Below are 24,163 nucleotides of genomic sequence, written 5' to 3' on the forward strand. Positions count from 1 at the left end.
TGAGAGGTACACCCCCTCATACAATAGAGGATGGTGTTCACCCTTATGCCAGTTTTGCCAAACGCATATAGCCGATTATTTTGTTATCGCGGCTGGAGACACGCGGATGAAAATAGGTCTTTTTGGGCAATTCGGTTCCGGCAATACAGGCAATGACGGGTCGCTCGAGGCGATGTTGCAATTATTGCATCGTAACTGTCCGGGCGCACAGCTTATATGCATTTGCCAAAGACCCGAAATAATTACCGAAAAATTCAACCTGCAAGCAGTTTCCGTTGGGCAACCGGCCTCAAACAACATAGTTTTCAACACATTAAACCGGGCTCTCCTGCAACTACCGCGCCGACTTCTCGGCTTTATCAGCGCGATATCGCTGGTGCATGGCTTGGACCTCATTATAGTCCCAGGTACGGGTATTCTCGATGATTTCAATGAAGACCCATTCGGTTGGCCATTTGCTATTTTACGGTGGTCCTTGGCAGCCAAACTTGGCGGTGCACATATGGCTTTCGTTTCTATTGGAGCTGGTCCAGTCGAGCATCCGTTAAGCCGCTTCTTTGTGCGAATAGCGGCGTCATTGGCCGCGTACCGTTCCTATCGCGATCAGGTTTCTTACGACTTTATGGATTCAATTAAACTGGACGTAAGCAACGATCATGTCAGCGCCGATATTGCATTCAGTCTGCCCCCAGCAACTCAAGAATTGAGAGACAGTCCCGGTGAAAATGTAGGCATCGGTGTGATGACTTATAGGGGATGGCGAAAGCGGGCGGTGGAGGGTGACGCTATATATCAAAACTACCTTTGCAAAATGATCGCGATAATCGAAGGTTTGCAGCGCAAGGGCCGGCAGGTCCGTTTGCTAACCGGAGATACCGGCGACTTGGAAGCGGCGAGAGATTTGCAGCGGCTTCTGAATAAACACGATTACAGAGACGTTATATTTGAACCTGTTCAGTCATTGCATGACGTGATGCAGCAAATCGCTAAAACCGATATCGTTATTGCCAGCCGTTACCACAATATTGTTTGCGCACTTTCGATGGGGCGCCCAGCAATTTCGCTTGGCTATGCAAAAAAGAACGACGCTCTTCTAAAAGACACCGACTTGAGTGAATTTTCCCACCATATAGAAACATTCAACCCTCAATTATTGCTTTCACAAGTTGATAGCATGTTCGAACGGAAGGCTGAGCTGGGTGAGAGTGTAAAAGCTGGCGTCACCCAATACCGTAAACGATTAGCACGGCAGGAAGATGCCATAAACAAAGAACTTCTATCAAAAATCGACCCCGATAAAATGATCAAAAGATAATATGGCGTCTTTGCAAACGCAGCATGAGATAATCAAGTGGTGGGATCAATGCCATAAGCGGGTCACGCTTCAAGACATTAAACATGAGACTGGCACTTCCAGTCCGCAACCGAGAAAGATCGGACAAAGCGGACCAATATGCGCGTTTGGAAAGGCATTGACGCACAGATTTAATCAATTGTTCTGCGCTGGGAATATCTTGCCCTTCATGACTGAAGAATGACTCAAAAGCAGCTTCAAACTCGTCATTCCAATTTTGAGTGCCCGCAACCATCGCCGACTGATTATTCGGATGAACCCGCGCATAAGCCTGAATATTTGATGTTGACGCAATGCTTCCATATGCTGCGAAGCGCAGCCACATTTCAAGATCATCCGTGTGTTTTAAAGTCTTTCGGTAATAGCCAATCTGCTTTTGCACCGCCGTTCTGACAACGGCTGTTGGGCCTGCTACGGGATTGAAGGCATGCCTGCAGGTATATTTGATGAACTCCATACCCGACCATATTTTCCAGTGGTGGGCATTTTCATCCATTCGGCTTATTGAAAGACGTTTTTCGTCCGTGACGTTACGAGTTGCACCACAGGCCAGATGAACATTCGGATAATGCTCGAGTGCATATGTGGCCCTTAAAAGCGCCCCAAGATTCAAAAGGTCATCCGCACAAAGAATTAAAAAGTAATCGGAACGTGCCCAATCTATGCCCTCATTAAACGAAGCATGTGGACCAAGGTTGCGAGAACGTAATATCACCTCTACACGCCCATCACTGCTGGCAAGATCGCGCGCGATATCAACGCTTTCATCTTGTGACGCGTTATCAATAATCAACAATCGAACATGTACGCCAGATTGAGACAAGACGCTCTCTGCACAGGCTAGCAAATAGCGCCCATAATTGTAGTTTGGTATCACAACATCAATCGTCGGCAATCCGCCCAGATGCTTGGACATTTACTCCTCATTCAGCTGGTGTAGTTATATCGAAGCTTGTATGTCGCGAGAGACCAATGCGGTGCGTGACCATACTCCACGCCTGTTGCACCACATGCTTGACTTCGTCTCGGAAAGGATGTTGCGTGATGAAAACAGCAACAAGCCAACTGGCAATTGCAAGCAACCCTAGAACCAAAGCTTTTGTCCAATGCATATCGAAAGCAAAGCCGTCCAAAGCAACAATCGCTACTGGCCCCAAGAGCGCCAAAAACGTGACCAACGCACTCTTTGTAAGTTCTTTTCCCAGTACCGTGTAGGGAAAAAACACGTGCTTGCGCACATAGATAATGGCAACAACCATCTGAAAGGGCAGACTGATAAATTGGCTAAGTGCGACTGCACGAAGACCATAAGGAGCTGCGGCACAAAGAATGCCCGTCGCAACCAGTCTGGAAATCAAATTGGATAAGAAAGCTTCCCGGTTGGCGCCCAAAGCCATCAAAAGTGGGTATGTTAATATGACGGGAAACCAAAAGAGGCTTGCGAGGCTCGTAATCGCTACGATAAGCGCAGCCTCGGACCAACCCGGCCCGAGGATGAGATGCACGGCGGGATATGCAAGAAGAGCAAGCAGTGCCTGAGAAGGCCAATAAACCACTGATATGTAAGATAAAGCGCGTATATAAGATTTGCTGACGTCTCCGCCCGCGCGCACATGTGCCGACAGCATCGGGAATGCAACTGTAAAAACAGCCGAAAGAATAATTCGGTCTGGTAACCCGCTTACGGTATTGGAGCGATTATAGATACCTACAGATGCAATGGGCATAAAGCGACCGAGCATCAATTGCGGAAAGGTTTCGCAGATTTTGTTCAAGCCGGCATTACCGCCCAGATATATCCCGAACCGCCAGGCAGTAAGAATGCTTGCAAAAGAAGGCCGGAACAATGGCCCCAGTGGATAAATAGCCATTGCAAGCCCGGTTGTCATTAACGCACTCGCAAGTAAACCAAACGCGAAACACATATGTCCGAAGCCCAAATAGGCCATTGCAATTGCAACAATCGCGCCCAAACCCGTGCCAGCCGTACGGATGCGTGCCAAAGTACCAAAAGCCATTTCTCGTCGAAGCAGCGCTACAACTGGCAAGGACAGGCTTTCCACAAGAGCGGCGATGATCGTTATATCTAAAAACAAAAGAAGCGATGGGTCGTGGTAGGTAATAGCAAAATATTCTCTCGCGCAATAAAGCCCAGCAGATAACAGCAAGGTCACGCTCATTAAAAATGTCATTGCAGTGCGGCTGTCCTGATCTGTCACCTTTTCAAGACGAATGAGGAATTCAGGGCTAGCAAACTCGCGCAAAGAAAAGACGATAGCGCCTACACTCAAGCCAACGACGCCAGCACCAGTTTGAGCAGGCCCAAGGAAGCGCGAAACAGCAATTACAGTCAAAAAATTGAAGAAGAGGCCGGCATATTGCTCAAGCGCAGCCATCAGGAAACCTCTGCGGCCACCACTCATGATGCACTTCTTTCCTCAAGCTTTGCTTTGTATTCCACTCTATTTTTCAAAAGACACCCCCGGACCAAACCACGTGAGGCCCCATAGCTCTCACAGTTCGATTCAAGGATAGTCCTTTGTTTGCGGAGCGAAATGCCACCCTTGGTGTTAACTTATGCTCTGAAAGGAGTATGGCAAACGCTCTAAAGCCAAGTCGTCCCTGCGGATAAGAGTCGTTAAAAATTTACAACGATTAATTGGCACGTGCTTTGGAGGAGACATGACCGGTCTTTACTGGATCACGCTTCTGGCTTTCGTCTTGTCGGTTACTTTTTGCCTGAGTTTTCGCGAGTTAGCGCGCAAATGGTATCTGATAGACACACCTGACGCACGGAAGCATCATGAAGGCAATGTTCCACTATGTGGTGGGATTGCAATAGCATTATCATTTTGCATCACAATCGCACTCAGCCCGTCTCTCTTCGGGTCAGCCAGTATCTCGCCGTTTTTGCCAGGCCTCCTCCTTATCCTTGCAATTGGCGTTATTGACGACCGTTTTAAACTGCCTGTCGCGCCACGTCTGGCCACCCAATTACTCGCAGCGCTCCTAATGATCGGTATTGCTGGCCTTAACCAGATTCATCTTCATCTATCTTCCGAAATTTCGTCGACACATTTTGAGCAAATGAATCTGCTCGGTTACGTTTTGAATGGGCCAGTTTTCTTTATAGTTGCATTGGCTTTTATTGTTGGTCTGATCAACGCTGTGAATATGAGTGATGGAGTGGATGGCCTTACAGCTTCATCGACAGCCGCATCACTTTTTTGGTTAGCGCTGATCAGCATGAGTGCCTCTGAAGGTTGGTTAGGCTTTCAACTCTTAGCACTCATGGCAAGCTGCCTTGGCTTTCTTGTTTTCAATATGCGCCACCGCTGGCGCGCCAGAGCGAGTATGTTCATGGGCGATGGCGGCAGCACTTTTCTTGGAGCGTCACTTGCCGGTGCTATTCTCATTCTTACAGGCAGCCACGCGAAAATTGCGTTTCCCATCCTTTTATGGGTGGTCATTGTTCCGGTCATAGACACATTAAGCCTGATCATCCGCAGATTATCAGCGCGCAGAAGTCCATTTTCTCCAGATAGGCAACACCTTCATCACCTCTTGATGGAGACAGGGCTCTCGTCGGGTCAAACGGCTATTGCAGTTTTACTGCTCAACCTTTCAGCCGGTGCAGTTGCCTATATTGCTATACGCCTCCAGATTCCCAGCTGGACAATGCTTCTGGCACTCGTCGCGCCATTTATCGCACACACAATTTTTGTGATGCGCATGACCAATGCCGCGCGCCCCATTGCTCCGCCCGTAACAGCTGATACCTCGTCGCAAAATAAGCCAAACATTACTCTTCCAGGGGCAACTTCATGAGTATTTCCGTACTAATCATGACCTTAAATGAAGAAGTAAATCTGCCAGCCTGCCTTGCATCGCTCGACTGGTGCGATGACATTGTGGTTCTGGATTCCTTCAGCAGTGACCGGACGGTAGAAATTGCACAAGCAGCTGGTGCTCGTATCTATCAACGTCGCTACGACACCGAAGATCGCCAGCGTATGTTTGGCCTTAAAGAAATCAAGTTCAAGCATAACTGGGTCTATACGCCAGATGCAGATGAAATTACGCCGACGGACCTGCGTGACGAAATGCTTGGCATAGCCTCCGACCCTACAAGACAGGAAGTATTGTTCAAAGCACGTTACAAAAATATGTTCATGGGCAAATGGATTCGCCACGCGAGCTTGTATCCAACATGGATTACGCGTTTGGTCCGGCCTGATCGGGTGCGGTTTGAACGTTCTGTTCACTCACGCGCCAGCGGTGGCCCTGAAGGCGAGTTGCAAGCGCATTTTGTGCATTACAGCTTTAATAAAGGACTTAAAGCCTGGTACGAAAAACATAATAACTATTCATCGGCTGAAGCGGACCTTTCTGCCGCAAAGCTGCTTGAGCGAAAAATAGACTGGCATGGTTTATTTTCGCTAACAGCTGAACGCAGGAGGCGAGCTCTAAAATCATTGTCATACCACATGCCCTTCCGGCCCAGCTTACGCTTCCTTTATATGTATATTTTTCGATTGGGATTTTTGGATGGAAAACCGGGCTATCTATACTGTCGTCTGCTGTCTGCCTATGAATTTATGATCGTCGTAAAGACGGAAGAGCGACGCAAAACAAAGCCAGCAATCAACGCTAAAATTTCCGACATGAAACCGAACGAAGCTGAAACTCCTGAACGGCATGCGATATGACAGCATTCGTTGTACTACCTTGGATTGTTCTCTTCGGTTTTGTAGCAATTTATTACTCCGAGCCGATGTTGACCGTGCAAGATGATGGCAGCAAGGTGGATTTAATTGTTGTCCCCGGCGGAGATGGACCTCCACGAGCAACTCAGGCCGCACGTTTATGGAAAGCGGGGCGTGCACCACTTATCCTGATCACCGGAGATGGCGATTGCTTATTTAACAAACAAATCATGCTGCGCGACGGTGTGGCCCCATCTGCAATTTTCGTTGAATGTCAGTCTGGCAGTACCTGGCAGAATGCGCGTTTTTCGGTGCCAATGATGCGTGAAGTTCAAGCCAAAAGCGCGCTTATCGTAACCAACTGGTATCATTCACGCCGCGCCATTGCGAGTTTTCGGACAGCCTGCCCACAAATGCACTTCGTGGCCTCTCCGATCGGCAATGGTGAGCTGAACCCCAAACTGCCAACAACAAACGCGGATCTTGAGCTGATCGCAAAAGAATATGTCAAACTGGCGTGGTATCTTCTCTCAGGCCACATCACTCCTGCAAAACTGACAGGTGAACAATCGGACGGCCCATCATCTTTATGTGCGCAATATGAGAGACATCCATGAACCTGTCACTGACGTGGATATTTACAGGACTGGTTTGTAGCTTTTTGGCGAGTGGGCTGTTTTTTCGTCCGCAGCGCATGTACCAGTTTCCATTTCTGGCAGGCGTCATGACATTCGGGTTTTTACTTCCACAAATCCCAGCTCTTATGAATGATCCTTTCTTGCCATCAGGAGCCTATGCAAAGACTCTCTTTATGGGATCTTTGTCTCTTATTATGCTGGCTCTTGGTTGGCGCCTCGCCAAACGTCCAATTGGCTTCCTGATGGTAAGCTTTAGCGAAAAGCGACTTTTATGGGCAGCAACTTTGCTATCCGCTATTGGGTCATCTTTCTATTTTCTATTGAGCCGCTTGCCAGGCGAGATTTCCATCGGAATGCAAATGACAGGCATACCTGTGGTTTATTTGTTTTTTGCACAACTCATGCCATACGGCCTTGCTATTGCGCTTTTATGCTTTGCACGCAAACCAACATGGTTTGCAATATCTATCATCGCCTTTGATCTCATCTTCTATCTCGACCGTATCATAGTAACCGGCAAACGGGCCGAAGCTATCCAACTTGTTTTAATGATATTTCTGGCACTCTGGTTTTATCGACGAATTGTAATCCCTCGCAGCCTCATGCTTTTGGGTATTGTAGTGGGAACATTTTTAATGACCAGCATGGGGGACTATCGCCAGATCACTCGTGCGGCTTCCGGTTTCGTTTTAGACGACATTCTGGAAATTGATTATGCCGCCAATTTCAACCAAACGCTTGAGCGCGGCGGCCTCGAATTACGCAATGCTGTCCAGCGCATCGATGAAATTGATCGTCGCCTAGAATTCGATTTCGGCAAGTTTCATTGGAACCGTGTGGTGTTTACATTTGTACCTGCACAACTCGTAGGTACGGGCACAAAAGAAGCTCTACAATTTGATATGCCCAAACCAGGAAGAGATTATAACCCTCTTACAGGCACAACCGAAACCGGACTTGTCGATGCTTTTGCATCCTTCTGGTATTTCGGCGCATTGAAATTCTTGGCTCTAGCGTGGGTATTGCGACGTATTTGGGAAACAGCAATGTCAGGCCAGATGCTAGGGCAACTGGTCTATATGTTGTCTATCGTTCCGGCTATGCATTCAATTTCTCACCAGACGGACTGGGTTATCCCTGTTTGGATACACATGGCGATATTCCTCATACCTGTTTTATACTTCTGTCGTCTAAGTAACCGCTCAGTGGGATTACCAATGCCATTACAACACAATCCCGGCATTCCTAATATCATTAAAGGATAGCGATAATGGGCACTATATCACGTCCAGGCACTTCTATGCCAATTGATGGCAAAAAAACATCATCCAGACCGTTGGAAGGAGATGCAACATTCATACTCAAACATCGCATTCAACGGCTTTTCTGGAACTGCACTTGGCTAATGCTTGCAGCATGGACGCCTTCTTTTCTTTGGCGATGGCGAGGAGCCTTATTAAGAGCTTTTGGGGCAAAGATACACAGGACGGCAATCGTCCGCGGTAGTGCACGCATCTGGTGGCCTGGAAATCTAAGGATGGATGCGCATTCTTCACTCGGACCTGGCGTCATTTGCTATAATGTTGCGCAGATAAACATTGCTGCCTTTGCTATTGTTTCACAACGTGCGCATCTATGTACAGCCGGTCATAATATAGACCAACAAGACTTTTCATTGATTGCTACAGCCATTCAAATTGGCACAGGTTCATGGATAGCTGCGGAGGCTTTCGTGGGACCAGGCGTGACGATAGGAGAAGGCGCAGTATTGGGCGCAAGAGGCGTCAGTTTCCGTGATCTTGAACCATGGACCGTTTATGCCGGAAACCCTGCAAAACCCATCCGTCAGAGACAACGGCTGCGGTGAAATGAGGAACTTCGATTAAGCTGTAGAGGCTTTTCCGCGCGCTAGCTTTGAAAAGAATTTTTCGAAACCAGAAAAACTATACTTTTGGTAAGCATCTATTGTTTGTAACGCGATATGCGGCCAGGTATAATTATCCCTGACGAGCTTAGAACCAGCCGCGCCCATCCGGGCAGCTTGATCGAGATCCTCCAGAATAACTGTCAAGGCATTCGCAACCGAACGCGGATCTACAGAACAAACAATCCCGGCCTCTGCGTCAGCCACTTCCGGAAAGTGGCAAGCGTCTGTAATTGCGACTGGCTTGCCACACGCCAGCGCTTCAGTTATGGCCACGCTGAAACCTTCCTGGCGGCTGGGCAAACAAAAACATGCAGACTGTTTAAGCGCTGCAAGTTTTGCCGGGCCATACAGTCCACCCGTCAAGTGCACACGATGCTCTAACCCAGCATTGGAAATGCGCTCTCTAAATCCGGATTCCGCACCACCGTCAGGCCCGGCCACCACCAAATCCACGTCGGCAAAACGCGATGCAATCAGACTGAACGCATCAGCAAGGATATCGAGACCTTTTTTGTAATGGAGCCTGGACAAGAAGAGAATATAGCGCCGCTCTGGCAAATTTATAGATGAATTCAGTTCTTCTGTATCAATCTCATTAAAGAAAATTCCATTGGGAATAATGATCGTCGGTGCTCTGAGTGCCAATGGTCGCATGAGGTCCATTTCATCCCTATTCAGAGCCTGAATAAAAGCCGCTCCATCAAGCATAGCTTTAAAACCGAGGGCCAAAGCCAGTTTCTTCTTCCATGCACTTTGCTGCATGCTCCAAGCATCAAGCATACCACAACAACAGATGCAGTAGGGAACTTTGAAACGACGACAGAGAAGCGAGGCTCGAAGCAGGTTTGTTTCCCACACACCATGAATATGAACAAAATCTGCCGTAGATATGATAGACGACATAGCTTTTGCGGCCCGATCACCAAATAGCTTTTCCCGTAAATCAGGCATGGGAAGCAAATAGGTCCGTACCCTATGAAAATCGGGAATTGTTGCCGTAGCCTTGCTCGCTCGATAATTGATCTCATCGTCACTGTAGCTGATAATTGTCACATCATGCCCGAGAGATGCCTGAGCTGCAGCCAAGCGCACGACGACGGCTTGAGGGCCTCCTTTTGCGGGGTCATAAGAACCAATCACATGTACGATTTTCATTGTACGATCCCCCGAGGATGATGCGCCAAGGCAGAAATCAAACGTTCTCCATAGCGTGCAACCGTAAAATCCTGCGCTCGCTCACGCGCATTACGCCCCATCACGGCCAGCAATTCTGCATCAGATGCAAGTCGCCTTATGATTTGAGATGTTTGCGCTACGTCACGGATAGGCACTATATATCCATCAATACCATGGCGCACGACACTGCCAGTATTTTCAGTACATATGACAGGAAGCCCCGCAGCAAGCGCTTCATAAACCGCTGTCGCCGAGCCTTCACACAATGACGGCAGCAAAAATATATCTGCCCATTCAAACTGCGCCCGCATCTCCGAACGGGGTATCGACCCCGTCAGTTTAACATTTTGCGAAAGCAGAGCATGTGCATGCGATGAAATATCAATGGGGCCAACAATACGAAACTGAGCTATATCTCCAAGCGTCTGCGCCACGGCTCCAACGTAAGGAGAACCTTTGCGAAGGCCGACCGCGCCAACCGTCAACACGCGTAACTTTCCAGATGCACGTGGGCGAGCGGGCAGCAAAAAGTGATCATCGACCCCATATGGAACGATCACAACTTTTCCGGGTAAGCAACCGGCATCAATGACATGCCGTGCCACAAATTCGGAAGGACAGATTACAATATCCGCGATCTTCCATTCCGCACATTCACGAAAGGCGAATTGATCAGCATTATTGTCCTTTGCAGCGAAGGGCTGCCAACCGGGATGCAGAAGTTCCTCTTCACAAGCAATTTGGTCGACGACAGGGCGCGGAGCGATCATCTGCTCCACTGCAGTCCATAACCCTTGTCTGCGTGCAGCGGTTAAAAGTTCCAAAGCCTCGCCGCTGAAGGCATAGACCCCGCTCGCTCCATAAAAGCCATGTTGAGCAACAAGTTTTCCAAATCTTTCACCAGCCCAAATCGCATTGGCGGTCGATTTTGGGCCAGTTTGATTGGAGAGACGCCGGATTGCGGAATGCAAGCCAAAGCCCGGAAAAGTCGTCATCTTTTCAAGAGGAATGTCTTTCGGATTTCGCCCGATCAAACGGCGCACCGAATTCGGAAGAAATGGAATGGGCAATCTGTTCAAAAGACAAGGCCAACCCTGCAATGCACAAATATCGGTATAAAAATGAGCAAGACGTGAACGTGTTTCGAATATTCGCGGAACAGCATAGTGCATTCTGGCGCCAAGCTGGCTGACAACCACAGAACCATCCATTACAATTTCTCCGGTTGCAAATGCCCACCAAGTGCAGGCATTCTTGCGGGAGAAAATTTCTTCTCCAGCCCCCCAATCGCTGACTGCCAAACCGCTACACCATATTCACGAGAATAGGCCGTCTCCATCAGATAGCGAGCATTATGACCCATCATCTTACATGTGAGCTTTGATTGGTAGAGATGCATGATAGAATGAACGAGTGTATCTACATCACCAGGATGCACAGCAATCCCGCATTGAAAGTCCCGAACCACCGATCCTATTTCGCCTTCTGTATCACCAATGAAAAGAGTGGGGCGTGCAGCAGCAAGTACTCCATAGAATTTGCTTGGAACAATGCAGTGCTCCAAAGCAGGTTTCAACGACACCAAATGAACATCCGCAACACCCAGGCTTTCCGATAACCGTTCAACAGGCTGAAACGGCTTCATCGTCACATTTGTGAGCCCACGCCGTTCGACTTCATTTTCAACAAAGCTGCGCTGCTGGCCTTCGCCAACCATCAGAAAGCGAATTTCCGGATGATTTTTGAGCCGCTCAGCGGCGTCAAGAACTGCTGCAAACTCATGTGCGCGACCAAAATTACCAGAATAGCCGATGACAAACTTCCGTCGCAGTCCCCATGCTTGCCGAAGCGCGTTCTTATTGGGATCAACTGGAAAAATTTCATTTCGATCCGCCCAATGATGCGCTATCGCGAAGTCCTCAGGCCGGATATCTCCATCCGACAAGTATCGCGCCATTCTTGCTATCGGACAGATGGTCAGAGAGGACTGACGAATGGACCAATTTCGTAAAGCCAAAGCCAGCCGTCCGGCAACCGTATTCTGATTCATCAGTCCCAGTTCGATTGCCGTCTCCGGGAACAAATCCATGACCCAGTTAACGAGGCGAGCACGACGCACGCGAATTGGCAATGCGACTGAAACAGCAAGCAGCGGGGGGTCAGTACACACAACACAAATATCGTCTTTTCGGGCATGCTTTGCAAACCATGCAGCTGCCATGATATGAAATGTTGCATAATCCGCAGCACGCCCTACAAGTCTTGCCCGACCGAAGCGAGACGTTCTTAATCGATGAACATCGACGCCATCAATACTTTCACGAGATGGGAGCTCTTCAGTATGCTTATCATGATAGCTACGGCTGGCGAGTACGGTTGTTTCGATCCCCTGCCGCACAAGCTCACTCGCCAGACTTGAAACCATCCGGCTGGTTGCAGACTGATCTGGATAATAATAGCGGTTGGCAAGTATAATGCGCATGAAACCAGCCTTCTTTCCCGTGGTCCAGTACAGGAAATTTGGCAACGTACGCATCGGTACTGCAAGAAGACCAATGGCATAGCGAACATCGTCTAGTGGTGTTTTACCTACCTCTTTGGTCTGAACCACATCAGCCATAGCATAGTCTGATACTTACCCAAACTGAGCGGAATGATATCTGACATCCCATTTTGGAGCCATTTTTCTGTCCTGCCAAATGGTTATGATGAGTTTACCACCAATTGGGCCGGAGGGAAAACCTTGCAAGAGAAAACAGCACTCATCATAGGTGTTACTGGACAAGATGGTGCCTACCTCAGCGAGTTGCTGCTGAAGAAGAACTACCGTGTTCACGGTTTAAAGCGCCGCTCATCCTCTTTCAACACAGCTCGAATTGATCATCTTTATCAAGATCCTCACGACGAAGACATTCGATTTCGCCTTCACTTCGGCGACCTGACCGATGCAACAAACCTATGTCGCGTAATACAGGAAGTCAGACCTGATGAAATCTACAATCTCGGCGCCCAAAGCCATGTGCAAGTGAGTTTCGAAACACCAGAATATACAGCCAACGCAGACGCACTTGGAACGTTGCGACTGCTTGAGTCCATGCGCATTTTGGGCCTTGGAAAGTCATCGCGTTTTTATCAGGCATCCACATCCGAACTTTTTGGCAATAGCTCACCGCATGCGCAAAGTGAACACACCCCTTTTGCGCCACGTAGTCCCTATGCCACGGCAAAGCTCTATGCCTACTGGACGACCGTAAACTATCGCGAAGCCTATGGCTTCCATGCATCAAATGGCATTCTGTTTAATCATGAAAGTCCACTACGCGGCGAAACTTTCGTTACACGAAAAATAACGCGGGCTGTTGCAGCTATCGAACGCGGCCTACAGGATAAGTTGCGTCTCGGCAATCTTAACGCCCGTCGTGATTGGGGGCATGCGCGCGATTATGTTGAGGGTATGTGGCGCATTCTACAAGAAGAAGAAGCCGACGACTATGTGCTGGCGACGGGCGAAACACATACAGTACGCGAGTTTGTCGAGCAGGCCTTTAATGCGGTTGATAAACATATCGAGTGGCAAGGCGATGGCGTAGAGGAAATCGGTATCGACCGTAAATCCGGCAAATGTCTGATAGAGATTGATCCGCGATATTTTCGTCCAAATGAAGTGGATTTTCTCCTTGGCGATGCTTCAAAAGCGAGGGATCGTCTTGGCTGGCGACACTCAACCAACTTTAGCAATCTTGTTGCTGAGATGGTTGACTGGGACCTGCGTACTATCATGAGGGAGGTCGGACGCAATGACTTCTATGGATAAGCCGATTTATGCACTGGAAGGCAAAAGAATATTCATTGCAGGTCATACAGGAATGGTCGGATCAGCTCTGATGCGACGGTTCGCTCAGGAAAACTGCGAAATCATTACCGCATCCCACTCAACACTCGATCTCACACGACAAAGTCCAACAGAAAGCTATATTACCGACGTCAAACCGGATGTCATTATTGTTGCAGCTGCAAGAGTTGGCGGTATTCTGGCAAATGCACAGTATCCCGCAGATTTCCTCTACGACAACCTCGCTATTGGGATGAACGTCATCCACGCCGCACATCTTTGTAACGTCGAAAGACTTTTATGGCTTGGCTCCAGCTGCATTTATCCGCGTGATGCGGTGCAGCCTTTGCAAGAGAGCGCGCTCCTGACTGGCCCGCTGGAACCAACAAATGAAGCCTATGCAATCGCAAAAATTGCTGCGTTAAAATATGCGCAGGCCTGCTCTAAACAATATGGCAGCCATTTTATGACGGCCATGCCGACAAATCTCTATGGGCCGAACGATAACTTCGACCTTAACAGTTCCCATGTTCTACCTGCACTGATGCGCCGCATACACGAGGCGAAAACCAGTGGTGCTGATCGTGTCATAGTATGGGGCAGCGGCAATCCATTGCGTGAGTTTTTACACGTCGACGATCTTGCTGATGCTTGTTTGTATCTGTTGTGTCATTACAACCAAGCAGACCCTATTAATATTGGTAGTGGTGAAGAAGTCTCTATCACAGAACTCGCATTAATGCTCGCAGACATCATTGGCTTTCAGGGTAAGATCGAAAACGACTTAAGCAAGCCCGATGGAACACCAAGAAAGCTACTGGATACGAGTCACATGAAAGCTCTTGGATGGTCCCCGCGCATCCGACTGCAGCAAGGCTTGGCGGAAGTCTACTATAATTGGTCCCGCCAGTTTGCGACCTCTGAAGCCGCAGCCTAAAAATACGACCATAGAAAAAGGGCGCCGTATTTGCATTCGGCGCCCTTGCTTCTTTGTTATCGGATTATTTTAGGACGGAGATGCTCCCAACTTACTCATATCAAGCTCAATACGAAGAATATCTCCGGGACGAATTTCTGTGCGTTCATTGGCAGCGAAATCCTCAAATACGCCACTTACATTGCGGCTAATTGTGAAGACCAGCTTCTGACGCATATCGGACGATGAGATATTTCCAGAGGACTTTGCTATCTCGGCCATAGTTTGAAGTTGGGCATTTGCGCGCGATTCCATCCTTGCAAGATTTAGATCTATTTCTTGAAGACTTGTCGCTGCTTCGCTTCTGCGCGCTTCTTCCAGATTGGCGATACGCTGTTGGACCGCTAACTGGTTTTGTCGTGCACGCGCGAGGAAAGATGCCAACTCCAGGGCATCACGCCGGGTTGAGGAAAGATCCCGCTCCATATCGCGCAGGTTTGACTTTGCCGCCAATCCACGCTCAACAAGTGTCTTACTTGATTGGACATTTTCTTCCAGAAGTTTGATTTCCGCGTCATGAAGCGTGATACTTTGCTTTAATGTTTCAATTTCATCACCATAGCTTGCTGATTGCGCTTGAAGCGCACTGCGCTCCGCATTCAAATTATTGCGTCGCACATCAAAGAGCGTTTTTTCACCTGCCGCCATTTGTTTGGTAAGATTAGATGTCTGTTTGTTGGCCGGTGTTTGCTCGGGAAGCTGATAATCAAAGTCTATACCGTTTAATTCGGCTTGAAGACGCACGCGTCGAATGCTCGCCTGCGTCATCTGCATTTGCAAATCTGCATAGTCTTGTTGGGCCGTAATCAGCTGCATTCCAGCCGTGACTGCCGGAGCTTCTCCCTTGCCAGCGCCGCCACCAATTGCCATCAGCTCCAAAACCACCATACCGGGTCTGAATTCATATTTGCCGGGCACTTTGACATCACCAACGACAAAAACCGGCGCATACTGATTTATAGTGGCAGTGACCGTCAGTCCCGGAATATGTTGAGAAAGTGCGGCGGCTATTTTTTCGCTAATCTGAGGCATCGTCAGCCCGGCAACCGCAATGTTACCAACGACTGGATAGCCAATATTTCCTTCGGTATCGATCGGATAAAGTCCGGTAAGCGCAGGCTGCCCATAAACCGTGATCTGCAAAACATCATTTGAACCGGCCGAATAGCCCTGTCCCTCAGCGATAGCAACAGTCGCAAATGACCAAGCGATTGCAGTGGCGAGCAAAGTAGAACGAAAAAGAGAGGGAAAACCACGTCGGCTAACGATGTATCTCATGATGAAACCTCCCCATTTTTTGTTAAATCGGGATCCGTACCTTTCCGAACACGTTTAAAAGCTTGCTTAAAGAACACTCTGATCTGCTGAATGGCCGAGACAGCGAAAGCAACAGGAACTATTATCCAGCTTCGGTATGACGGTGAAAAATCATTCACAACGGCAATCGCAGGTTTGCGGCCAACTGATGCCATGGTCTGAATCAATGCATGGTTTGCATTTTGTTCATTCCGATCGGACTTCACCATCAAAAGAGATGTGTCGGTAGCACGTGAAAGCAAAATCGAGCCTTTATCGTCCCTAACTGCCGGAAGATCGACGAGAATAATTTTATGATCCAGACGCAATTGCGCAATCAGCTCGGCAAGCCAATCCCCCTCACGCATCTGTTTGCCAGGAGTAATAATATCGATGCCTGAACCGTGATCATGAACAAGTGTTGCGCCCGAAAGCAACCGGCCGGTTGGTGTAAAGCCATACTCGTTGTTTGGAAGACCGAATGCTTCTGATAACCTCGACTGATCGTTTGTCGCGTCGATAACCGCCACAGCTATGCCGCTGGCCGCAAATTGTTGTGCCAGGGCGGTAATGAGGAGTGCTTTTCCCTCGCTATCCGAAAGAGAGACCACGGAAAGCGCTAGGGAATCGCGCCCGCGTGTTAATGATCGCAGACGGTCATGAACCGACTTTACCGCACGACCAAAGGCACTGGCCGGATCAACGCCACGATTGATAAGCAATGACACTGTCAATCGGGGTGTTACCGGCAACAGCGTGGCTGCTGGAATGCCTGGCAAAATCATTGATGCGGTCTGGGCCGGACGGATTTTGTCGAAGGTTTCGCGTGCGATTGTGCCCGCAACTGCAATCAGACCACCAAGACCGAGCCCCAACAAAAGCCAATTGGATAGATTGGGACTTGAACGTGCTGCTGATGGCTCTGCTGGGGATATCAGCTGCGCCTCAGGAACAGCAATACCATCTTGCTCAATCAGTTGCTTGTAGCGCGTTAGATAGCTCTCATAGACTGTGCGGCTAGCATTGGCTTCGCGATCAAACTGAGCCACCTTGACCTGTGCCTGATTGGCTTCAGCGAGATCGCTTTCAGCTATCTTCAAAGCATCTTCCAATCCGGTGCGTCGTTGGTGCGCAATTTGTATTTCATTGCGAAGGCTCTTTATAATTTCGCCAACTTGGGCCGAAATTTGCTGCTTAAGAGCTTCGCGTTCGGCCGTTAACACGGGAATTTCCGCGCTTTTCAAGGCACCGTTTGAACGCAACTCATCAAGCTGCCGCTCGACCCTAGCCTGCTCATTTCGCAAATTTTGAATTGCTGGCGACGCCAATACTTCCGTTAAAGCAGGCGCCTCATTGTTGTCCTTCAAGCTTTCAGCCGTCCGCAGTCTGGCCTCAGCAAGCGACACCGCGCCCGTCGCTGCAACAATTTCAGTGTTTAAGGCTGCAACCTTCTGTGCCTGAAAACTGATCTGACCCGGATCGCCCGCTAAACGTGACTTCTGCCGAAAGTTTTCCGCAGCACTTTCAGCGTTTTCAAGATCATTACGTAAAGTGACAAGCTTATCACCAAGCCATTCGCTAACGCGTCGAGCAGCCGATTGTTGCACATCAATCTGATGGTCAAGATATGCCGTCGCAAAGGCGTTTGCAACTTTCGCCGCATACACAGGATCAGGCGCTCGATAGGATATAAAGATGGTATAAGATCGCCCATCATTGCTAACTCTAAGCCGCGACAACAACTGATCGATACGCTGTCTTTCCCGCAACTCGGGATCAACCTCACGAGCACCACGATCTTGCGCCGCAGACCGTGACGTTGAAGACAGTATTGTGCGAGACTGAAGCCCCGTCGGAACGTACACGTTCCCTTCTTGCAGAATATCAATGACCTTGCGGGCCATCATCCGTGAATTAATGATGTCGAGTTCTGAGCGCAACACCGGGCTGTCCTGTGGCAATGGCGTAATTGCACTTTCATTTGGCAACGCTTGCAGACGGCGCATGTCCAGAACGAGAACAGATTCAGAGACATAACTAATTGGTGCGCAGAGATAGCCAACAAAGCCTACACCAGCGCCGATTATGACCGGCACGATCAGCATGGCTTTCCTGCGTTTGATAGTATCGAACAGGTCAGCCAACGGCTGACGCCCGTTTCCTGATGAAACGTCGGAGATAATCACAAAAATTCTCCTTAAAGGGCAGTTTCGCTTTCGCTACTGCAAGTCGGAAAACGATGTCTCCGAAGGGAAAAGCTCGTTGATGATACAAGCAACTTCCGTGCGATTTGACGCCTTCAACTTCTTCATGATGTTGCGAATATGCACTTTTACGGTGCTTTCACGCAGCTTAAGCTCATAAGCGATAATCTTGTTCGCTTTTCCGCGACGCAAAGCATTCACGACCTCTGCCTGACGTTGCGTAAACATTCCGCCAAGAGGTTGAAGTCTATGGGAGTTGGGGTCCGTTGCATGCCGCATGGCCAAAACACTGCTTGCAGGAACGAAGGTTCCGCCAGCCAGCGCGAGGCGTAATGCTTCAACACAGACATTCACATTGACGGAAGTCGGAATGTAACCCTTAACACCATAATCAAGCGCTTTAAGCACCTGAGAAATGTCTTCTTTATCTGCCAGAATAATGACTGGAGCAGGCGCACAATCGTTAACAATGCGGCTAAGGTAGTTACCCACGGCGGGATCAGAAACTTTCTGACCGCCAATATTGAACAAAACCGCGCTAACGGTCCGCCCCCGACGTTGGTGCTGCAACTGTTCAAAAGAACTGAACGTTGCGATTGTCATCTCTATACTGTGATTTGTCAGTCCGTGAGCGAGACATTCTCTGTCTAATGCACGGTTATCTATGATCACCAATAAAGGCAGCAAGCCATCAAAAGAATCTTCAGACTTTAATGACGCCCCCTTAACCGCCATATTAGTATTGTTTTTGGAATTGCCCGACATTCCGTTAAAATGCGGAGAAATGTTCATAATCTTTGCCCTCTAATCCGAATTATGCATACAGTTCCACTCTCTTACGCATCAATTTATGATGCGCTTCTGCTTCTTTATGTTTGTAATAATCAGGATGTACTTTTAACCACGCAAACAATTATTGTTTTTATTACTTATTGACGAAAAGATTGCCCGAATTCCATTTCATTGTCATTAACCTAGATTAGGCAGTTCCGTGAAATATGGTTTAGTGAAATATCAAATATATACGCAATTAGTGGTAGATTTTACTACCTTGCCAAAAGATTGCTGCTCACGGAAACTTACTGAAACTGCAAGTACCTGACCTACAGCGAATTTTCTGTGCTGTTGAGAGTCGGGGGAATCAAAGGCTTCCTAAAGATCACGGCAGGACACAGATCAATGGCGCTACATGTTGATGAAGCCAAGTCTCTGCGGCACTTTATGGAAAGCGTGCCGATAAGTGCCGTTTTTGATGACAATGATAAGAACGCACTTCAAACTCTGACTGTCTCGTTAAAGACCTACCCACCTCACTCAGTTGTAAGCAGTCAAGGGGACTGGGCCAATACCGTCCATATTATAAAAAGCGGATGGGGTTGCATTTATCGTGATCTCGCCGATGGCGACCGCCAAATAATGGATTTTCCAATGAAGGGCGATTTCATTGGCTTTAGAACAGGCATTGGCTTCAACTATTATACTTTGATTGCCGTCACCGAACTATCCGTTTTTGAAATATCAATCGATCATTTAACAGAAAGCCTACTAGCCTCCCCCCGCCTTGCCATGACATTCATGGAATTAATGGCGCGGCAGCGTTCCATTTTCATAGAACATCTTATTAGTCTTGGGAGAAGAAGTGCGCTCGTTCGCGTTGCACACTTGCTCCTCGAACTGGGCCAGCGTGCGCGCATGAATGGGACAAGTGACGAGAATAGCTTCTTCTGCCCACTGACACAAAGCGAGTTGGCGGACGCCTTGGGCTTAACACCAATTCACACGAACAGAATGTTGCGTGACTTAAGGGAGGAGGACCTGCTGATCTTTAAAAATAATGAAGTAGAGTTTCTTAATCGCGCTGCACTTGTTCACATCTCCAGCTTTGATGAAAACTACCTGACGATGGAAATTTTCCCCCGGTTTCGCGTAAGCCGTTAATCAGTGAACAGTAAAAGAAACAACACAGGCCTGTTGCTCTTCTGACATAAATTGCCTAGCTGTAAGACAGATTGCAATTAAAGGGGAGAGCATTGGGGTGGTCACTGAATGGCTGGCAGATTCCAGTCCGGTAAGCCGGAAAAGTGCTGCGGAAATCGTTTTTGAGGATATTCGTTCGGCCATTGCAAAGGGAAGACTGGCGGTTGGAACACGCCTGCCCTCGGAAGCTCAGCTTGCTGAAAAATATAGCGTCAGTCGCCCGATCGTGCGCGAGGCGCTGCGCTCGCTGCAAACGCTTGGCCTCACCCATACCCGCACCGGAAGCGGGACTTATGTGCTTAAAACATCTCCCGGCCCGGAACTGAGCTATGGCGGCTATTCAGCGCGCGATCTGATCGAGGCCCGCCCCTTCATCGAAGTGCCAGCAGCCGGATGGGCCGCAATCCGCCACACGGATGATCAGATGGCAAAGCTCATTGATCTTTGCGATCGCATGGAAAAGCAGACCGATCCGCATAAATGGGTGCTGCTCGACACCGAATTTCACAGCATGATTGCCTCTGCTTCCGGCAATGCCATGTTTGCAAAAATCGTTGCTGATGCCCGCGTGGCGCTTTCCCGCCAGTCTGAACTCGTCAATCTCATGGCCGGTCGCCGCGAGGCTTCCAACATCGAGCATCGCCAGATTGCCGAGGCTATCAAGAGTGGCTCCGAAGAACAGGCGCGTCTCGCTATGCAAAGCCATCTCGGTCAGGTGAAGCTGGCCGTCACCACCATTATGGCGAAAGAAAAAAGCGCATCAGACTGATGTCCGATGCGCCATTTTAAAGCATTCTCAGGCTTCAATCGCCAGATTGGCAAGGTGCTCAGGCTTGAGCGCCTGCTGCAATTGTTCCACTGTCATATGGCCTTGCGCAAGCACAACCTCCGGCACTGTTTGACCGGTGGCAAGCGCTTCCTGCGCAACTTTTGTTGCTGCATAATAGCCGATCAGCGGATTAAGCGCTGTGGCAAGACCGATGGATTCCTCCACACGCCGCGCCATGATTTCAGGATTGGCGGTAATGCCATCCACACAACGTTCTGCAAGAATGCGGCAGGCAGCACCCAGATGGCTGATGCTTTCCGACAGTGAGCGCACGATGATCGGCTCAAAAGCATTCAACTGCAGCTGACCGCCTTCGGCTGCCATGGTGATCGTAATGTCGCTGCCGATGACCGCAAAAGCCACCTGATTGACCACTTCCGGGATCACCGGATTGATCTTGCCCGGCATGATGCTGGATCCTGCCTGAACGGCTGGCAGGTTGATTTCGCCGATACCGGCACGCGGACCGGACGACAAAAGCCGCAGATCGTTGCAGGTCTTGGAAAGCTTGACCGCAACGCGCTTTAAAACGCCTGAAAGATGCACGAAAGCACCGGGATCCTGTGTTGCCTCAATCAGATCGCTGGCTGTGACCAGCGGGCGACCCGTCAAACGCGAAAGATGCTCGCAGGCAAGCGCTGCATAGCCTTTCGGCGCATTAAGCCCGGTGCCGATTGCCGTGGCGCCCAGATTGATTTCGTGCAGAAGCTTTGCCGATTCAAGCAGCCGCAGGCGATCTTCGCCAAGCATCACTGCAAAGGTACGGAACTCCTGACCCAGCGTCATCGGAACCGCATCCTGAAGCTGCGTACGCCCAACCTTCAGCATCTTGTCGAATTCGCGCGCTTTACGCTCAAACGATGCCTGAAGCAGCTCCATGCAATCCGCCAACTCATCTATGGCTTCAATCACACCCACGTTAATCGCAGTTGGATAGGCATCATTGGTCGACTGGCTGAGATTCACATGGTCGTTGGGATGCAGATGCGCGTAGTCGCCCTTTTCATGCCCAAGCAATTCCAGCGCACGGTTGGCGATAACCTCGTTCGCATTCATATTGGTCGACGTACCGGCACCCCCCTGAATCACATCGACCACGAACTGATCGTGCAGGGCACCATCGCGAATTTCGCGGCAGGCACTGACAATCGCATCCAGATGCTGACGGCTCAACAGGCCGAGCTCGTGATTGGCTAGCGCTGCAGCTTCTTTTACGAAGGTGAGGCCACGCACGAGATAGGGATAGCGTCCGATGCTGACGCCTGTAATCTGAAAATTATCCACTGCTCGCGCCGTATGGACGCCCCAGTAAGCATCTGCGGGCACCTCCTTTGCACCAAGCAGATCATGTTCAACGCGCGTTCCGACCACTTTGTCCTCCTGAACTCGAAACGTTAGAGCGCATCCCGAAACCGTTTCACACTTTCAGAACTTGCCTTAATATCTGTCATGCTGTCTGACAGATTTAAACCGGTTACCTCTGTTCAAGTCAAGCGTCAACGCACTTGTGAACTTGACTCATGTTTTCTGATATGCGTTAAAGCCGCAATTAAATCTGTCATGCAGCTTTACAGAAAATGCAATGGGAACGAATTGAAGCGTGACAAGAAATCTGCCCATAGCGGCGCTGAGGTTTCTTTTCTCGACAGTGCTTTGAATTAAAACAACAGATGCATTGCCGCGCCGCGTAGGCGCTCCATGTATCCGACTGTTTCAACACTGTCGTTACTCATTGCGATCACTGCAAAAGCTATAGAATTTGTTCAAAACTGAGCTCTCAGGGAGGAGCGATGACAACGGAAAATTTCAAGGTCACACCCGCCGAGCGTGAACTCTTCACAGAAGAGGATCGTGGCTATCACAAAGCGCTGAAGCCGCGTCAGATTCAGATGATTGCCATCGGGGGAGCAATCGGAACGGGTCTGTTTCTGGGTGCAGGCGGACGTCTGGTACAGGCTGGTCCGTCGCTTGTGTTCGTTTATGCGGTCTGTGGTTTTTTCGCATTTCTGGTGCTGCGCGCCCTTGGCGAGCTGATTATGCATCGTCCGAGCTCCGGCTCCTTCGTTTCCTATGCCCGCGAATTCTACGGCGAGAAAATGGCCTTTGCGGCTGGCTGGATGTATTGGCTTAACTGGGCCATGACCTCAATTGCAGACGTGACCGCCGTTGCCCTCTACATGAATTTCTTCAAGCATTACGTGCCCTGGCTCGAAGGGATCGACCAGTGGATGTTTGCGATGACCGCACTTATCCTCGTGCTGTCGATGAACCTGCTCTCGGTCAAGGTTTTCGGCGAACTGGAATTCTGGTTCAGCCTTGTCAAAGTGCTGTCGCTGGTAATCTTCCTTGCTGTCGGCATTTATTTCGTCGTGTCCGGCACCCCGATCGATGGCCATCAGCCGGGTTTCCATCTCATTCGTGAAAGCGGCGGTTTCTTTCCGAACGGTATCCTGCCCGCCCTTGTCATCATACAAGGCGTGGTCTTCGCCTATGCCTCGATCGAGCTGATCGGCACCACGGCTGGTGAAACCGAAGACCCGCGCAAGATCATGCCAGGTGCGATTAAAACAGTCGTTTTCCGTCTTCTGGTCTTTTATGTCGGCTCGGTTCTGCTGCTTACCCTTCTGCTGCCGCATACACTCTATTCGGCTGGCGAAAGCCCATTCGTGACCTTCTTCAGCAAGATCGGTGTTGAGGGCGCGGATATCATTATGAACCTCGTCGTGCTGACTGCGGTTCTGTCATCGCTGAATGCCGGCCTTTATTCGACGGGGCGCATTCTGCACTCGATGGCTGTTTCGGGCTCTGCGCCGGCGGCACTGGCCAAGATGAACAAAAGCGGCGTTCCTTATGGCGGCATTGCTGTTACCGCAGTCGTCACCGCAATTGGCGTTGCACTCAATGCCGTTGTGCCTGCCGCAGCCTTTGAAATTGCACTGAACCTTGCTTCGCTGGGCATCATAACCGCCTGGGGCGTGATCATCCTGTGCCAGCTTAAGCTTTGGCATTTGTCACGCAAAGGCGAGATTGCCCGTCCGGACTTCCGTATGTTCGGCGCGCCCTATACTGGCATCCTGACGCTGTTCTTTCTATTCGGCGTTCTGGTTCTGATGGCAGCAGACTATCCGATCGGCTCTTACACGATCGGCTCGCTGATTATCATTGTACCCGCGCTGGTTATTGGCTGGTATGGTCTGCGTGACCGAATCTATCGTCTGGCGGCAGAACGTGCTGCTGACACGCAATGA

General features: G+C 49.5%; 20 protein-coding genes. 11 read left to right on the forward strand and 9 right to left on the reverse strand.

The genetic code is table 11. The annotated features are described in order from the left end of the window. Positions 1-106: 106 nt before the first annotated feature. Positions 107-1,315 (forward strand): polysaccharide pyruvyl transferase family protein, encoded by a 1,209-nt coding sequence (locus U2P60_RS01535; protein ID WP_413570956.1) that lies wholly within the window; start codon positions 107-109, stop codon positions 1,313-1,315. Here U2P60_RS01535 and U2P60_RS01540 read toward each other — a convergent pair. Next, positions 1,305-2,270: a glycosyltransferase gene (locus U2P60_RS01540; RefSeq protein WP_413570957.1), complete on the reverse strand. Its 966-nt coding sequence runs from the start codon at positions 2,268-2,270 to the stop codon at positions 1,305-1,307. The genes U2P60_RS01535 and U2P60_RS01540 overlap by 11 nt on opposite strands. A gap of 7 nt (positions 2,271-2,277) precedes the next feature. Then, a complete protein-coding gene (locus tag U2P60_RS01545) occupies positions 2,278-3,777 on the reverse strand; it encodes an oligosaccharide flippase family protein (protein ID WP_413570959.1) in 1,500 nt (499 codons plus the stop codon). A 259-nt stretch (positions 3,778-4,036) separates the two neighbouring features. Between U2P60_RS01545 and U2P60_RS01550 the strand changes: the two genes are divergently transcribed. The 5 genes from U2P60_RS01550 to U2P60_RS01570 are packed head-to-tail and all read left to right on the forward strand — an operon-like array spanning position 4,037 to position 8,565. Continuing rightward, positions 4,037-5,182 (forward strand): MraY family glycosyltransferase, encoded by a 1,146-nt coding sequence (locus U2P60_RS01550; protein WP_313828888.1) that lies wholly within the window; start codon positions 4,037-4,039, stop codon positions 5,180-5,182. Then, positions 5,179-6,063, forward strand: coding sequence for a glycosyltransferase family 2 protein (locus U2P60_RS01555; protein WP_413570960.1), 885 nt, complete (start codon positions 5,179-5,181; stop codon positions 6,061-6,063). Before U2P60_RS01550 ends, U2P60_RS01555 begins: the two co-directional genes overlap by 4 nt. After that, positions 6,060-6,677 (forward strand): YdcF family protein, encoded by a 618-nt coding sequence (locus tag U2P60_RS01560; protein WP_413570961.1) that lies wholly within the window; start codon positions 6,060-6,062, stop codon positions 6,675-6,677. Before U2P60_RS01555 ends, U2P60_RS01560 begins: the two co-directional genes overlap by 4 nt. Beyond that, on the forward strand, positions 6,674-7,963 hold the full coding sequence (locus tag U2P60_RS01565) for a hypothetical protein (protein WP_413570962.1): 1,290 nt from the start codon (positions 6,674-6,676) through the stop codon (positions 7,961-7,963). The genes U2P60_RS01560 and U2P60_RS01565 overlap by 4 nt, the downstream gene beginning before the upstream one ends. A gap of 5 nt (positions 7,964-7,968) precedes the next feature. Continuing rightward, positions 7,969-8,565 (forward strand): putative colanic acid biosynthesis acetyltransferase, encoded by a 597-nt coding sequence (locus tag U2P60_RS01570; RefSeq protein WP_413570963.1) that lies wholly within the window; start codon positions 7,969-7,971, stop codon positions 8,563-8,565. A 15-nt stretch (positions 8,566-8,580) separates the two neighbouring features. Here U2P60_RS01570 and U2P60_RS01575 read toward each other — a convergent pair whose 3' ends face one another. Genes U2P60_RS01575 through U2P60_RS01585 form a run of 3 tightly spaced genes read right to left on the reverse strand, consistent with a single transcriptional unit; the run spans position 8,581 to position 12,283 of the window. After that, entirely contained in the window at positions 8,581-9,780 is a 1,200-nt protein-coding gene (locus U2P60_RS01575) for a glycosyltransferase (RefSeq protein ID WP_413570964.1), read from the reverse strand. After that, on the reverse strand, positions 9,777-11,012 hold the full coding sequence (locus U2P60_RS01580; RefSeq protein WP_413570965.1) for a glycosyltransferase family 4 protein: 1,236 nt from the start codon (positions 11,010-11,012) through the stop codon (positions 9,777-9,779). Before U2P60_RS01580 ends, U2P60_RS01575 begins: the two co-directional genes overlap by 4 nt. After that, positions 11,012-12,283 carry a glycosyltransferase family 4 protein gene (locus tag U2P60_RS01585; RefSeq protein WP_413571960.1) on the reverse strand — a complete coding sequence of 424 codons (1,272 nt, stop codon included), beginning with the start codon at positions 12,281-12,283 and terminating at the stop codon, positions 11,012-11,014. The genes U2P60_RS01580 and U2P60_RS01585 overlap by 1 nt, the downstream gene beginning before the upstream one ends. Positions 12,284-12,544: 261 nt before the next feature. Here U2P60_RS01585 and gmd point away from each other — a divergent pair, with 261 nt between their 5' ends. Continuing rightward, on the forward strand, positions 12,545-13,615 hold the full coding sequence (gene gmd / locus U2P60_RS01590) for a GDP-mannose 4,6-dehydratase (RefSeq protein WP_413571961.1): 1,071 nt from the start codon (positions 12,545-12,547) through the stop codon (positions 13,613-13,615). Further along, positions 13,608-14,570, forward strand: a complete 963-nt coding sequence (locus U2P60_RS01595) for a GDP-L-fucose synthase family protein (RefSeq protein WP_413571962.1) — start codon at positions 13,608-13,610, stop codon at positions 14,568-14,570. Before gmd ends, U2P60_RS01595 begins: the two co-directional genes overlap by 8 nt. Before the next feature lie 69 nt (positions 14,571-14,639). On the opposite strand, the gene U2P60_RS01600 is transcribed toward U2P60_RS01595, so the two are convergent. From U2P60_RS01600 to U2P60_RS01610, 3 genes are read right to left on the reverse strand one after another with little or no spacing between them, the layout of a single operon-like run. Further along, entirely contained in the window at positions 14,640-15,887 is a 1,248-nt protein-coding gene (locus U2P60_RS01600; RefSeq protein WP_413570966.1) for a polysaccharide biosynthesis/export family protein, read from the reverse strand. Then, entirely contained in the window at positions 15,884-18,091 is a 2,208-nt protein-coding gene (locus U2P60_RS01605; protein ID WP_413570968.1) for a GumC family protein, read from the reverse strand. Before U2P60_RS01605 ends, U2P60_RS01600 begins: the two co-directional genes overlap by 4 nt. Positions 18,092-18,124: 33 nt before the next feature. Continuing rightward, positions 18,125-18,844: a LuxR C-terminal-related transcriptional regulator gene (locus U2P60_RS01610; RefSeq protein ID WP_413571963.1), complete on the reverse strand. Its 720-nt coding sequence runs from the start codon at positions 18,842-18,844 to the stop codon at positions 18,125-18,127. Between the two features lie 444 nt (positions 18,845-19,288). On the opposite strand from U2P60_RS01610, the gene U2P60_RS01615 reads away from it, so the two are divergent. Then, complete coding sequence (locus U2P60_RS01615) at positions 19,289-20,047, forward strand: Crp/Fnr family transcriptional regulator (protein ID WP_413570969.1); 759 nt, start codon at positions 19,289-19,291, stop codon at positions 20,045-20,047. Between the two features lie 97 nt (positions 20,048-20,144). Beyond that, positions 20,145-20,855 (forward strand): FadR/GntR family transcriptional regulator, encoded by a 711-nt coding sequence (locus tag U2P60_RS01620; RefSeq protein WP_409558669.1) that lies wholly within the window; start codon positions 20,145-20,147, stop codon positions 20,853-20,855. A gap of 27 nt (positions 20,856-20,882) precedes the next feature. Here U2P60_RS01620 and U2P60_RS01625 read toward each other — a convergent pair whose 3' ends face one another. Continuing rightward, a complete protein-coding gene (locus U2P60_RS01625; protein WP_413570971.1) occupies positions 20,883-22,286 on the reverse strand; it encodes an aspartate ammonia-lyase in 1,404 nt (467 codons plus the stop codon). Positions 22,287-22,705: 419 nt separating this feature from the next. On the opposite strand from U2P60_RS01625, the gene U2P60_RS01630 reads away from it, so the two are divergent. Beyond that, on the forward strand, positions 22,706-24,163 hold the full coding sequence (locus U2P60_RS01630; protein ID WP_413570972.1) for an amino acid permease: 1,458 nt from the start codon (positions 22,706-22,708) through the stop codon (positions 24,161-24,163).

The sequence above is a fragment of the Brucella sp. H1_1004 genome (assembly GCF_047308065.1).
Lineage (GTDB): Bacteria > Pseudomonadota > Alphaproteobacteria > Rhizobiales > Rhizobiaceae > Brucella > Brucella pseudogrignonensis_B.

Excerpts from the sequence above, each read along its gene's own strand:
- U2P60_RS01545 (WP_413570959.1), bottom strand. The coding sequence starts at position 3,777 with ATGAGTGGTGGCCGCAGAGGTTTCCTGATGGCTGCGCTTGAGCAATAT.
- U2P60_RS01570 (WP_413570963.1), top strand. The coding sequence starts at position 7,969 with ATGGGCACTATATCACGTCCAGGCACTTCTATGCCAATTGATGGCAAA.
- U2P60_RS01575 (WP_413570964.1), bottom strand. The coding sequence starts at position 9,780 with ATGAAAATCGTACATGTGATTGGTTCTTATGACCCCGCAAAAGGAGGC.
- U2P60_RS01630 (WP_413570972.1), top strand. The coding sequence starts at position 22,706 with ATGACAACGGAAAATTTCAAGGTCACACCCGCCGAGCGTGAACTCTTC.
- U2P60_RS01565 (WP_413570962.1), top strand. The coding sequence starts at position 6,674 with ATGAACCTGTCACTGACGTGGATATTTACAGGACTGGTTTGTAGCTTT.
- U2P60_RS01600 (WP_413570966.1), bottom strand. The coding sequence starts at position 15,887 with ATGAGATACATCGTTAGCCGACGTGGTTTTCCCTCTCTTTTTCGTTCT.
- U2P60_RS01540 (WP_413570957.1), bottom strand. The coding sequence starts at position 2,270 with ATGTCCAAGCATCTGGGCGGATTGCCGACGATTGATGTTGTGATACCA.
- U2P60_RS01580 (WP_413570965.1), bottom strand. The coding sequence starts at position 11,012 with ATGGATGGTTCTGTGGTTGTCAGCCAGCTTGGCGCCAGAATGCACTAT.
- U2P60_RS01615 (WP_413570969.1), top strand. The coding sequence starts at position 19,289 with ATGGCGCTACATGTTGATGAAGCCAAGTCTCTGCGGCACTTTATGGAA.
- U2P60_RS01560 (WP_413570961.1), top strand. The coding sequence starts at position 6,060 with ATGACAGCATTCGTTGTACTACCTTGGATTGTTCTCTTCGGTTTTGTA.
- U2P60_RS01555 (WP_413570960.1), top strand. The coding sequence starts at position 5,179 with ATGAGTATTTCCGTACTAATCATGACCTTAAATGAAGAAGTAAATCTG.
- U2P60_RS01595 (WP_413571962.1), top strand. The coding sequence starts at position 13,608 with ATGGATAAGCCGATTTATGCACTGGAAGGCAAAAGAATATTCATTGCA.
- U2P60_RS01535 (WP_413570956.1), top strand. The coding sequence starts at position 107 with ATGAAAATAGGTCTTTTTGGGCAATTCGGTTCCGGCAATACAGGCAAT.
- U2P60_RS01585 (WP_413571960.1), bottom strand. The coding sequence starts at position 12,283 with ATGCGCATTATACTTGCCAACCGCTATTATTATCCAGATCAGTCTGCA.
- U2P60_RS01550 (WP_313828888.1), top strand. The coding sequence starts at position 4,037 with ATGACCGGTCTTTACTGGATCACGCTTCTGGCTTTCGTCTTGTCGGTT.
- U2P60_RS01610 (WP_413571963.1), bottom strand. The coding sequence starts at position 18,844 with ATGGCGGTTAAGGGGGCGTCATTAAAGTCTGAAGATTCTTTTGATGGC.